This window comes from Nocardia sp. NPDC059228, from assembly GCF_042754245.1.
Taxonomy (GTDB): Bacteria; Actinomycetota; Actinomycetes; order Mycobacteriales; family Mycobacteriaceae; genus Nocardia.
Window position 1 is genome coordinate 143,240 of record NZ_JBHZAL010000002.1, and the last position, 12,036, is coordinate 155,275.

Annotated in this window: 8 protein-coding genes; 6 read left to right on the plus strand and 2 right to left on the minus strand. The window is 59.8% G+C overall.

The window, feature by feature from the left end:
- The first annotated feature begins 406 nt into the window (after positions 1-406).
- A complete protein-coding gene (locus tag ACFXKA_RS04515; RefSeq protein ID WP_379426045.1) occupies positions 407-2,302 on the plus strand; it encodes an ATP-dependent endonuclease in 1,896 nt (631 codons plus the stop codon).
- Positions 2,295-4,067, plus strand: coding sequence for a UvrD-helicase domain-containing protein (locus ACFXKA_RS04520; protein ID WP_379426046.1), 1,773 nt, complete (start codon positions 2,295-2,297; stop codon positions 4,065-4,067). Before ACFXKA_RS04515 ends, ACFXKA_RS04520 begins: the two co-directional genes overlap by 8 nt.
- Before the next feature lie 219 nt (positions 4,068-4,286).
- Here ACFXKA_RS04520 and ACFXKA_RS04525 read toward each other — a convergent pair whose 3' ends face one another.
- Positions 4,287-4,721 carry a hypothetical protein gene (locus ACFXKA_RS04525; protein WP_379426048.1) on the minus strand — a complete coding sequence of 145 codons (435 nt, stop codon included), beginning with the start codon at positions 4,719-4,721 and terminating at the stop codon, positions 4,287-4,289.
- An 849-nt stretch (positions 4,722-5,570) separates the two neighbouring features.
- On the opposite strand from ACFXKA_RS04525, the gene ACFXKA_RS04530 reads away from it, so the two are divergent.
- Positions 5,571-6,344, plus strand: a complete 774-nt coding sequence (locus ACFXKA_RS04530; protein WP_379426049.1) for a hypothetical protein — start codon at positions 5,571-5,573, stop codon at positions 6,342-6,344.
- A 17-nt stretch (positions 6,345-6,361) separates the two neighbouring features.
- Here ACFXKA_RS04530 and ACFXKA_RS04535 read toward each other — a convergent pair whose 3' ends face one another.
- Positions 6,362-7,513, minus strand: a complete 1,152-nt coding sequence (locus tag ACFXKA_RS04535; protein ID WP_379426050.1) for a hypothetical protein — start codon at positions 7,511-7,513, stop codon at positions 6,362-6,364.
- A 1,179-nt stretch (positions 7,514-8,692) separates the two neighbouring features.
- Here ACFXKA_RS04535 and ACFXKA_RS04540 point away from each other — a divergent pair.
- From ACFXKA_RS04540 to cas7i, 3 genes are read left to right on the plus strand one after another with little or no spacing between them, the layout of a single operon-like run.
- A complete protein-coding gene (locus ACFXKA_RS04540; protein ID WP_379426051.1) occupies positions 8,693-9,436 on the plus strand; it encodes a CRISPR-associated endoribonuclease Cas6 in 744 nt (247 codons plus the stop codon).
- Complete coding sequence (locus ACFXKA_RS04545; protein WP_379426052.1) at positions 9,381-10,928, plus strand: hypothetical protein; 1,548 nt, start codon at positions 9,381-9,383, stop codon at positions 10,926-10,928. The genes ACFXKA_RS04540 and ACFXKA_RS04545 overlap by 56 nt, the downstream gene beginning before the upstream one ends.
- Positions 10,925-11,980: a type I-B CRISPR-associated protein Cas7/Cst2/DevR gene (gene cas7i / locus ACFXKA_RS04550; RefSeq protein WP_379426054.1), complete on the plus strand. Its 1,056-nt coding sequence runs from the start codon at positions 10,925-10,927 to the stop codon at positions 11,978-11,980. Before ACFXKA_RS04545 ends, cas7i begins: the two co-directional genes overlap by 4 nt.
- Positions 11,981-12,036 lie beyond the last annotated feature (56 nt).

The window sequence follows — 12,036 nt, forward strand, 5'->3', positions numbered from 1 at the left end:
GGCTTGGACTATCGATGCGCCCAATCTTCAAGTACCCCCACCTGTGACGGCACTTGGCGTCAAGCGGCAAATTCGGAAATAACAACGACAAAAGCTCCCACAACCAGGTCGTTAAACAACCGTCCAGTTCGAAAGCGTCGGATCGCGGCACGTCTCTTGGGCGAGCCGCCCCAGCGCATTTCGCACTGTTAAACCGGATTGACATGCAGTATATTGTTAACTAGGTGGTTTCTGGCGATCGTGAGCGGCCCGGCAGCCTCCTTGAAGGCTTGGAATGCGCAGGGTCGGGAGATAGGGGAACCCATCGGTCACGTATGGCGTGTCGATTTCGATAAACCGTGCCACACCCCCGCGTGAACCCCTGATGCTCCCGGGCAAATCCGATCACCAATTGTGCAATACCCGCATGAAGGGCGAGCCTACAATTACCACTTCCGATACCGACTCACAGAACGCAATGCATTTGCGCCAAGTGAAGATCTCAAACTTTCGATCGTGTATCGACACGACCGTGATTCTCCAGCCTGACATCACAATCTTAGTCGGCGAGAACAACGCGGGAAAGTCAAATATCATCGAAGCGCTCAGGCTATCGACGATGCCGCTGAGCCGACGCCGAACGCGATACTTCGAACTCGATGATGTTAACCGCAGAGACCCGAGCCCAGTCATAATTGAGACCGAATTCAGTGGCCTCTCCGACTTTCAGGCCGCTCATTATGTTGCCGCCTACGATATGGTGACAGAAGCTGCCACCTATCGGGCGACCTACACTCCAAACTTCGCCAAGCCAAGGCAATCACGGGTCGATTTTTCCGCAGGAAAGTATGGACGATCCGACACTGAGCCAGAGAAGCGCGAACAAATCAACCACGTCTACTTAGCACCACTCAGGGATGCCAACCGTGAGCTTGATTCGGGGTCGGGGAATCGGCTTGCCACTATCATTCAGGGTCTATTGACTAGCGAAGAGCAAGACGCATTTCTAACACTTGCGAGTAAGCAGCTGAAGGATCTAGAGGATCATCCAGCGATCACCGAACCGCGTAAAAAGATTCAAACCGAGCTGACGGCACTCACCGCGCCTATCCGGGGCCAAAAGGTAGGGCTTGGTTTCGACGATATTCGCCTGGACCGCTTGGCTCGCAGCTTACGTGTAAAAATGTCCGAGCACGAACTCGATCTCCAGGACCTGATGAACTCGGGTCTTGGCTATGCCAATCTTCTCTACTTGGCTACGGTCGTTCTAGAGCTCAGCAACGTACACGAATCTGAACTGACACTCTTCCTCGTGGAGGAACCAGAAGCCCACTTGCACCCGCAGCTTCAGGCGGTTCTGCTCGATTATCTTCGCGACCAAGCGCGGCAGTCCGCCACCATCGATGATGGCGCGCGGCCGGCTGGGCGTATTCAAGTCGTCGCCACGACGCATTCCCCAAATCTCGCCAGTGCAGTTGGGCTCGACAACATTGTCGTGGTTAAGGCAATCAGCGACCAGTCCGAGACCTACGCTCCCCCGCGCACCTGCGCGCTGGCTCTATCGAAGCTGAATCTCGATGACAAAGAGAAAAGAAAGATCAACCAATACCTCGACGTGACGAGAGCTGAGCTCCTCTTTGCGCGGAATGTAGTCCTGGTCGAGGGAATATCCGAGATGGTGATCATCCCCGCCCTAGCCCGGTATGCGGTGCTCGACGGACAGGATAAGGCTGCGTTGCTACAACGCTTCCGAGGGATCTCTCTGATAAATGTCGGAAGTGTCGATTTCGAGCCATACATCAAGCTATTGCTCCAGAAGATCGATGGGCATCGGCTTGTGGACCGGCTTGTAGCGGTCACCGACAAGGATCCTGAGCTGCCCAAAGAACAAACTGACGGCGAAGCGGATGCACCCGACTCGGTCAATGAAGAGGATGATACCTCGGAAGAAGTCGTCTACAACCGAGCATCTGATTTGCGAGAGTTGGCGCAGGCGCTGGGCGCGTCCGACGCCATACATATCGCGGAAGCACCGCACACACTTGAGGCCGACCTTCTGGAACCTACCGTTTCCAACGCAGAAGTCTTCAGAAAGGCTTTCCTCGCGCAGAAGACTCGTTCTAAGCGGACATGGGAATCGATCGTCTCATCACCGGATCCTGCGCTTGCCTTCTATACCAAACTTCGCAAGGTAGATAAGTTCATTAGCAAAGGCCAGTTTGCGCATGATTTTGCAATACAACTAGCGATATCGAGCGGATATCAGTGCCCTGACTACCTTGCAAAGGCCATCAAATTCATAATTGGAGAACAGGTTGCCTGACTCCGAACGCACTTTCACCCCGGAGCAGCTTCGGCTCATCGATGGGACAGGATCCCAGTATGTGCTGGCGTGCCCTGGAGCCGGAAAGACCCAGGCAATCGCGGAGCGCTACGTACGCCGCCCGAACCATCACCCACGCAAAGGGATGGCGCTTCTCTCCTTCACAAATGCCGCCGCGGATGAGGCTGCAGTACGCTGCTCATCAAAGCCAGATTTGCTCCTCTGCCCAAACTTTGTAGGAACGATTGACAAGTTCATCAATCGGTTTATCGTCAGCCCGGTGTGGACATCCCAGAAAGAGATGGCTCCTCGATTCATCGATGTTTGGAGCCAATTGCCACATACGTCGGTCAAGTCCAAAGATTTCTGGGCGTCGTTGGACTGGTTCACCTTCGATCGCAGCGGCGCTGCGCAACTGTCGCGGCACAGCATCCCTTCTGAGCATCGCACGAAGTTCGACAAGCTCCCGGTATGGCAGGTGCGGTCGTTTGAACAACAGGCCGAAACGATACGGCGAAACTACATCAGTAAGGGTTATCTCAGCGCTGAGGCTTCGCGAAAAATTGCACTTGATTACATCGACGACAGTGAGCTTCGTAAGAGCTTAACGAAGATCCTGATCCATCGATTTTTCGAGGTAGTAGTCGATGAGGTTCAAGACTGCTCCGATGAAGACGTCCAGATATTGGAGTTGATCGAGAATTCTGGCATACACCTAGTATTGGTAGGCGACCCCGACCAAGCGATTTACGAGTTTCGAGGACGCTCAGAAAACGCGGCGCGCAGGCTGGAGCTACTTGCACCTCTCGGTGAGCGACTCAACGGCAACTTCCGAAGCACGCCCGCTATATGCAGTGCAGCGAACAGCCTGCGCGCATCGAACGAGACTGATATTTCTGTTGGCCGAAACCGTGACATCAATACCCCAATATTGCTACTAAAGTATGACAAACCACCGGCCGTCGCTGCGGCCAAGACAAAAGTAGCCGAAGCCTACGGGATCGTTAATGAGGACTGTATTGTCCTAGCTCACGGCCGCCGCCAGGCGGCGTCATGCGCTGGCGGGTCGGCGGCCGAGCTCGTCTCTGAGGCAAGATTGGCCCGAATCGCGATCGCTGTCGAAGCCCTCCAATCGACGTCCAACGAAGGATCCAAGCGTCGGGATGCATTGAAGAATCTCACGGTTTGCCTGCATGAGGCATCACATGATGCCTATAACCAACTTGCCACTCACGAATTTTATGATGCAATAGGGCTTTCCGAACGAGAGTACCTCGCCAAGGTCTTGCGGCTCGCGCATGCTGTCAATTTTGATCGCGCGCTTGCACCTTCAGAGTTTAAGGCTTGCCTCGTGTCTTCACTTCAAGAGCACGACTTTCATTGGGTCCGCGCCGGAGCGATTCAAAAGCCAAAGTTGGACAAATGGTCGAACCTACCGTCGGCGAAGCAGCCGATTTTCGAGTTTTCCACCATACACAATTACAAAGGTTTGCAGCGAAAGTTCGTTACAGTTATCGTTCCTGATAACAAAGATAAGTGGCAGCCTCACGAAACGGGCGTTGGCCAGTGGCTTGCTGGCCTGGAAGGTGAAGCCCGTCGCGTTCTCTATGTTGGAGCTACTCGCGCAGAGGAGCTTCTAATGCTGGCCGTACATGATTCAGAGTACGACGGGGTCTATCAGAGGCTGATAACTGACGAGGTTCCGTTCGATGTTGTCGATCCGACGACAGGTCGGGGGTTGGGTGCTTCGAATCAGTTGTTTTAGGTTGCATGCGGCCGTCTCGCCACCGCCTCCCGCATCCTCACCCCTCGCCGCGGCAAGGCCAGCCGGCACCGTGCTGGCATCGAACCCCAGCTTCGATCCAACCTGCTTCGCTGAATCCGCTAGCGGTGGACCGGCAATGGAACTGCGCCGTACGGGTCAGGCCCACCGCCGTGATCGAGTTGGCGGACGGCGATGCGGGTGCCGTCGCGGACGCGGTCGTCAAACGGGTCGGCGGGTGAGGCGGGGTTTCGCCAAGGCGATCGTGATGATCGGAAAGCCGAGCAGGGCAAGGCGGATCACGTGGTCCATGAATCCTGCCGGGCCGGTACCGAGGAGGTCCGGTTTGACGACTGCTCCGAAGACGCCCAGCATGATCACCAGGGCACAACCTGCAATCACCAGGATCTGTCCTGGTCCTCGGCGCACGATCAGCAGGATCGCACCGACGATCAGTAGGAGCGCTGCGCTCGGATCGAAAACGGCTGCCAGCCAGTAGTAGCCGCGCAACCATCCCCATGGCATGACGGTGTACAGGTCGGCGAAGCCGGCGCTGTAACCGTCACGCAGGGCATGAACTGCAGTGAGGGCCCCCACTGTGGCCGCCAACCCACCCAGAAAAGCCAAACTGGCTACGGCTGCACCACTTTTAACCACGCCCGATAGTACGCATTGGGCGGTGCGGGTTGAGTGATGACTACCGCGGCAATCTAGCTGGGGAGTATGGGTGTAGACCAAGTCTTTCCGGTATGGGCTAAGCAATATCAGACCTTCCGGTAGGTTATAGGGATTTCGCCTACAGGTGTCGGCGCACGTGTTCGGAGTGCTGGGGCGTGCACCGTCGCACGTGGCCTGAAGCCTGGTGGGGGTGGCCTCGGATGCATCATCTGCCCTGTCTGGCACCGATTTTCGATGCGGAACGAATGCGGAATGAATGCACACTGGATGCACAATGAATGCACACAAGCGTTGCGATAAAAGTGCGATGAAAATCGCCCTGAACTGGGTGTTTGGTGGCGGTCCGCCTCCCGCCTGATCCCCACTATCTCCCGCTTCGCTGAAGATAGTGGGGATCAGGCGGGAGGCAAACCACCACCAAACAGCTGAGAGCAGAAGGATAGAAGAACCAGAAGACGAAGGACCACAAGGAAGAGAGACCACAAGAGGGGACCACAAGGGGGCGGGTTGGCATGGCACGGTGCGTTGGGAGCAGGTCGCGTCAGAGGACGAAACCACAAGGGGGCGTGTGAGCGCGAAGTCAGGTCTCGTACGGGGTGACGACGAGGGACCACAACGAAGGGATGCCGGCCGGGGCGATTGATGAGTAGCCATCAATCGGTTGATCCGTATGTATCAATGGATCTATCAGAGCGAAATATATTGGAGAGCAGCCGATTTGATGACTATCCATCAAATCTGTAATTGAACCGTATTAATCAAAAGCCTTGGTGGGCAGCCTTTTTCGGTAGAATTGATGGATAATCATCAAGTTCTGAGGGGCGTGGTATGACCGCCATCGCAGGTTCTCTGATCACCACTATCGAATCGATTTGGGGCCAGTTGCGTGTGCGGCATCCGGATGTGCCGGATGTCGTGGTGACCATGGCAGCTGGTTCCGCGGGCCGTAAGGGTGTGCGGTTGGGGCACTTCGGGCTGGCGCGCTGGGAACATGGCCCGGAGTTGCTGCCGGAGTTGTTCGTCGGTGGGGAAGGGCTGGCGTTCGGTGCGCGCGAGGTGCTGGGCACCCTGCTGCACGAGGCCGTTCACGGTGCGGCGTCGGCGCGGGGTGTCGCTGACACCAGCCGCGGCGGTGCTTACCACAACGGGAAGTTCCGGGAGATCGCGGCCGAGTTCGGGCTGGGCGTCGAACGCAGTGCCGGCAGTGGCTGGTCACTGACCACGGTCCCGGATGCGACCGCCGGCGAGTACGGCCGCGAGATCGAGGCATTGGAACGGGTCCTGGTGGCCCACCGGCGTTCCGAACACGACCCGGTCGGGGTCAACGACGAAGGCGCCGGCGACCACAACGAGGAAGACGACGACGCTGAGGAGAAGGCCCCACGTAATGGCCGTGCGTTGGTGTGTGGGTGCACGCCGCCGCGGCGGGTGCGTGCTCGGCAGAAGACCATCGACGCCGGCCCGATCCTGTGCGGGGTCTGCCGCGACCCCTTCACCATCGCCGAAGCCACGCCGCCGCACCAGCAGAACCCCGCGGTGTCCGAAATGCTCAGTACCACAATCAAAGAAAGCAGTGCGCGAGCGTCACGGCCAACCGAGTGATTCATGAGCGCAGATCGTCAATAGTCCATGTTTGCGTGTCGTTCCCACTCCATCGCCGTCCTGTAAATGAGAGTTTCGAGCTCGCCGTCATCGATCGCAGCCCGCACCTGGTCTACAAACGCACCGTCGTAGCGCACATCGAGTCCGGATGTGATCCACTGCCACGCCGTGCCGAAGTCGAGCGACGATCCGAGGTACCGTTCCCACTCATCGAAAGTGCTGCAGACTTCGGCGAAGTCGTCATCGCTGGTCGGAAAGAAGGCAAACTGCGGGCTGTTCTTAACGGCCGTCATGTTGCCTGGGATGGCACCGACTCCTGGAACGTGGAAGTAGATCGTCGCATCTTCTTTGCCGAAGGCGCCGTGAGCGTACGTATTTCGATGTCGCTCAGCGATCTTGCTCAGGCGGGTGAAGAAGTCGCTGGCGGGCCCAGATCCGTGGGTGCCGAACACGTACCGGTACTTGTCCGACCACGATTGCCCGATGAACTTGCGGACGTTCATCTCCGCTGGCCCCGGCCAGGTTTCAAGGAACGGAAGAGACAGTGCCAGAACATGTTCCACGAGTGAGAAGTACGCCGTGCACATTGCCAGCACGTTATACGATCCCTCGCGTTGTTCCCGGAAAATGTAATATCCGCCGCTTGGGCTTCGTTCGGGGATTCGCCCTTCGCCGGCGAATGCGAGACGCGCACCCTCGCGGAAGTACAGGTACGTCTCACGTAGTTCGACGTACTGGTTGCGCAACGTCACCTTCCCTTGCTCGAACTGCTGACTGGCAAGTCCTTGCAACAGTGACTCAGCGGCCCGCTGGCTTGCGCCCAATCGGCCCACAAATGTCGATGCCCAGGCCTGCGCATCTGCGAGATCGTCTCGACTGCACCAAACGGAGAGTCTCAGTCCGAACTTGCGCAACAGCACGAGGCCGAGTCTGTTGCCGGATACGAACGGGAACTGCCACGCGACCTTCTCATTGTGGCCCAGGTTCTTGAGGCCCAGTTCCATCATGACGAATCGGATCAACTCCGGAATCGGGAACCGCTCTCGTGACAGTTCGAGCTCGAAACCGGTCTGATCGTCGTCTCGCGGTCGCTCCCGCAGTTCCTGAAGAGTGATCGGCTCGACATCGTGGAGCAACTCCGCGATCGTTCGCAGCGACTTCTTGGCCATCGAACGATTATCAGTTCTCAGGACGGCCGCACCAACTGGATTTGTCGGACGAACACGAGGACTCGGCAGCACCATCAGCTAGAATGGCACCTGAACTTCGCGGTGCGCACCCTTCAGTACTCGCAAACTTGCGGACGTTCGGCACCGCAGGACTGGATGTACGAACCGATCATCATCCACGGCGGCCGGATCGGGAAACCGTCTTCGTCGGAACCCGCCTGACGGTCACCGAGCACCTGCACCAGGCCACCATGAGAAGACCCGACGAGGGGATCCGGCATTGTTCGCGATCGCCTAACTCTGGGCTGTGCGAAGAGGTTTCGCGAACAACGCCGCCCCAATCGCGAGAAGCGCCTGAACCCAGGTGAGCATCTGATCACCACGGTGACCCCGGTATGCGGCGCAGCAGATTCCGCTATTCGGGTGACTTGCGGGTTGAGCCGTATCCATCAACCCGACTGATTGAAGCGTATGCATCAATCCAGGTCCGGGTGCCCTTCCTAGAGCATCTCACAGATCTCGTCGGTGGTCACCGGTACCTCTGTGCGGGTATGTATTTCGCGAGTGCCGGGGTCGGGACATGAACGAATTCAGCACTGCTGTGCAGTGTTTCGCGTCAGAGATGACTTTCGCTCATGATACGACCTGTGCGACGCCTCGATCTTCCCTGTGGCACAGGCGATCACGAATAGCCGAGCTGTCGAATTGGATGAGATGGCCCAGGCGACTGCAGCGCTCCGGCTGGGCTGGTCGAGCTCGGGACCACCGTTGACTGGCTCCATCTCAGTCGGCTTCTGGTGCAGCCGCTTGTTCTTGTCGGGCATGTCGATCGTCGGCTTGAGATCGGCGCAGACCCGCGTGATCCCCTCGCAGGGGCGATGGGTTTCATCATTCAGAGGCGTTCTCCCCGAACGTGAAACAGTTGCGACCAACTCGAGCGGGCCAACCACAGTGCCGTTCGAAGGCGATGAGCTGTCTTGATTATAGCCAGCGGGCAAATTGTTCCGGTCGGTCGGAATCTTTTGTCGTGTTTAATATTTGGGGATTGACGGGCAGGATTTCTCGGGCATACGTTGGTGTCGTGCCGCTGGTCATGATCATGGCGGTGACCTCCGACAAGTAGCGCCCTCAAGCGCTCGGTCCTGGTTTCGACGGTTCGAGATATGGGGGGTATATCGCATGCGTCTGCGGCTGAGTTTCCACACCGGCGCGGCAGAGTTGCCCTGGGTCGATGTGCTCCGACCTGGGCGTGCGTTGGCTTACGCGTTGCTCGAGAGTGCGGCACCCGAACTGGGGGCTGGGTTGCACGCCCATGGTTACGGCCGCTTCGGGATGGCGCCCTTCGGGTACTCGGCCCCGGTCTTTCCGGCAGCGCGGCGACGAGCGGGCGCTTACCCGGCCGGCGGTCCGGGGATCCTCGAACTGGGCAGCCCGCTACCGGAGATCGTCGAGGCGTGGGCGAAGGCGCTGACGACGATGCCGGTCATCGCGTGGGGTGCAGCCGCATTCATTATCGATGCTGTCGACACTGTCGAGCCGACGGACTTCACGTCCGGGAGGGCGAGGTTCCGCACCAGCACCCCGGTCGTGATGAAGTCCTCGGGTCGGGACGAGTCCGGTACGCGCACAACCCGGCAAGCGTGGTGCTTGCCGGGTGAGCCCGAGTGGGATGTCTACATCGAAGCGAATCTGCGACGCAAAGCCGAAACATTGGGCTTGGACACGGACGTGACGTTGGAGCGAGTCGGCTGGGTCGGAGCGAAACGATCGTTCGCGGTGGGCAGCGCCACGGGACCTGGCGGTAAGAAACCCGGCGCGTGTGTCGAAGTCGATGTTGTCGGCGCCCCCGAAACCCTTCAGGCCCTCCATGATTGGGGCCTGGGCCAGGCCAATTCCGCTGGTATGGGCTGGATCTGTTGCTGACCCCGGCCTTGTCGCAGCGTCCGTCGAGGTCGCGGACTGTCAGGAAGGGAAACCCATGTCCGATGCCCTGATCCAGCAGCGCACCGTGATACTCACCGCTAGTCCGCTGCAACGCATCGGCGCCTTCGCGCTCGCTCGACTGGCCGAACGGGACCACCCCGACCAGATGACTGTCGAGCAGTTCGACGGGGCCGTCGACAAGATGACCGAGCATCTGTGTCTGACCGCCGGGGTCGACAAGCCCGGCGATGCCGGCGGCTTCTGGCTTTCGGCAAGTTATGCGCTGTGGCCCAACTCCAAGATCAACCCCACCGCCCGCGGCAAGCAATCCGAACAGCAACGCCGTGAGCTGATCGGACAATGGCGTCGGATTCCTCGAGACGCCGACATCACAGTGTGGCCGGGCGTGCCGTGCGCGTATTGCGACCGCCCGGCGTGTGACTGGTACGGCAAGGTCGACATCCCCCTGGGTGCCAGCGTCGAACACCGCAACACGACCGCACCGGGACATCAGGGCACACCCCTGTGCTTCGCGTGCGTCGCGAGTTTGTGGGCCTTTCCCTATGGCTGTGACCTGTCCGGGGGGCGTGCCACGGCGATCCACTCCTGGGACGAGGAGTTTCTCGCACGCATGACCGCTGTCGCTGTCGCTCGCACACTATCCATTTCGCAGATGCCGCCTGCGAAGGTCAAGGCCGCCCCTTACGCTCGCGAACGCATGGTGCTCGATCGGGTGCGTTCCTACGATCGGCGGATCACAGCCGGTGTCGAGCTGATCGTGCTGTCGAACTCCAACAAGGAGCAGTACCTGCGCACGCAGGAGCTGACCGAGCCGATCGCTCAATGGCTGCGGTCCACGGCCCGCCATCCCGACCGCCGCGCCGGTTACGGCGCGTTGCTCACGACTCAAGCCTCCAATTCCGTTCCCGGCGAAGAGTTTCTGGCCAAGCGAGTGTTCGACAGTCCCGCCGTGGTGCTCTCGCGGGTGGTGAACTGGCTTTTGGAGGCACTTTCCGATCGCGGCACCGTCCCCGACGAGGCGATCACCCTTGCTGCCCTGGTGAACTCCTACTGCGTAGAGGTACTCAACTTGGACGAGAACGACGTCACCCAACTCACCGAACTGGCTCATCGACTTGCGGCGTTGCTGGGCCAGGACGCGCGGCCCGGACCATTCCAGGGATTCGTGCGCGCCAACGCCAGAGGCGGCAACCTCGACGGCTGGTTCCGCACCAACAGTGTCGCGTGGCTACTCAAAGACGGCCACCGCCCCGACGGCATGCCCGCGGTCCTGCTGTCCACGCGAGATAGTCGCCTGCTCTTCGACGGTGACAACCGCTGGGCCCACCGGCGGCTGCTGTTCTTCGCGGTGATCGAAGCGCTCGCCGCCCGAGGGTGGAAACCGAGTGGCTCACCCGAGGAACTGGAAGAACTCGTTACCGAAGCCGGGAAACACGCCGCCGACAACGACAGTGAAGAGGAATCGCGATGAGCTATCTGGTGGGCAAGACCGTACTTGAGATCAAGGCCGGTGCACCCAACAACGGCAGAGGTGAAGACAACCGCGGGATGGTCAAGCAGTTCACCGTCGGCCGTGACCGGGTGCCGTATGTGTCCGCGCAGGCGTCGCGGCGGTGGCTGCGTGACTCGCTGCCCGCCGGTGAGCCGGTGTCGCCGGTGGTGCGCAGCGGTGAGGGCAAGAAGCAGCAGGCCTACACCCAGGGGCGGCCCGACCAGTTCCTCGACGACGATCTGTTCGGCTACATGATCGCGGTGAAAGCCGACACCGTCGGTGGCAAGAGGGGTGAGTCGAAGACGTTCATGCGTGACACGGTGCTGGCCACCGGCACCCTGGTGGCCGTGGTCCCCAACCGCCCAGTCATGGATTTCGGCACCATGAGCCGTGGCTTCGGACCCGACACCAACCCCGTCATCCACGAACACGAGATGTATACCGCTGACCTGGCCGGCGACCTTCTGCTCGATCTGCCACGCGTGGGCACCTTCGAAATCGGCGGCAACGCAATGAAATCCGCGCTTCCGCCCACCGTGGCGGCCGAGCTGCTCGCGGGGTCGGCGACGGAGGTATCGCTGCGGGGGACGCGGTGTGTGCGTCTGCCGATCGAGGAACGCCGCCGCCGTGTCGCGGTCCTGCTGCGTGCCATGGCGTCGGTCAAGGGTGGCGCCAAGCAGTCGGCTCACTATGGTGATCGGACCCCGGGGCTGATCGTGCTCGCACCGATCAAAGGCGGCACCAACCCCTTCACCCGTGTCGTCCGGAACCGTGATCGCGAAACCTATTTCGACGTCGATGTCCTGCGCGAAGAGATCGCGGCGTGGGAAAGCGAACTCGACGGCCCCGTCCGGATCGGATGGGCACCAGGATTTCTCGGCGATTCCCGCGAGAAGGCGCGCACCGACCTCGCGGACCTGATCGAGGACGAGACGATCATTCTCGATCACCCGCGTACCGTGCTCCACACTCTCGCCCAGGAGTTCCTTGAGGGCCACCGCGACGACTGGTTCGACGACCCCACCGACTGACCGGCACCTCACCACCTTCGAGGGGCCGCCGCGCCTCGTCGTCACACAGGAAGCGA

Coding starts and splice junctions, on each gene's coding strand:
- cas7i (WP_379426054.1), top strand. CDS start 10,925: ATGAGCTATCTGGTGGGCAAGACCGTACTTGAGATCAAGGCCGGTGCA.
- ACFXKA_RS04540 (WP_379426051.1), top strand. CDS start 8,693: ATGCGTCTGCGGCTGAGTTTCCACACCGGCGCGGCAGAGTTGCCCTGG.
- ACFXKA_RS04530 (WP_379426049.1), top strand. CDS start 5,571: ATGACCGCCATCGCAGGTTCTCTGATCACCACTATCGAATCGATTTGG.
- ACFXKA_RS04515 (WP_379426045.1), top strand. CDS start 407: ATGAAGGGCGAGCCTACAATTACCACTTCCGATACCGACTCACAGAAC.
- ACFXKA_RS04545 (WP_379426052.1), top strand. CDS start 9,381: ATGATTGGGGCCTGGGCCAGGCCAATTCCGCTGGTATGGGCTGGATCT.
- ACFXKA_RS04535 (WP_379426050.1), bottom strand. CDS start 7,513: ATGGCCAAGAAGTCGCTGCGAACGATCGCGGAGTTGCTCCACGATGTC.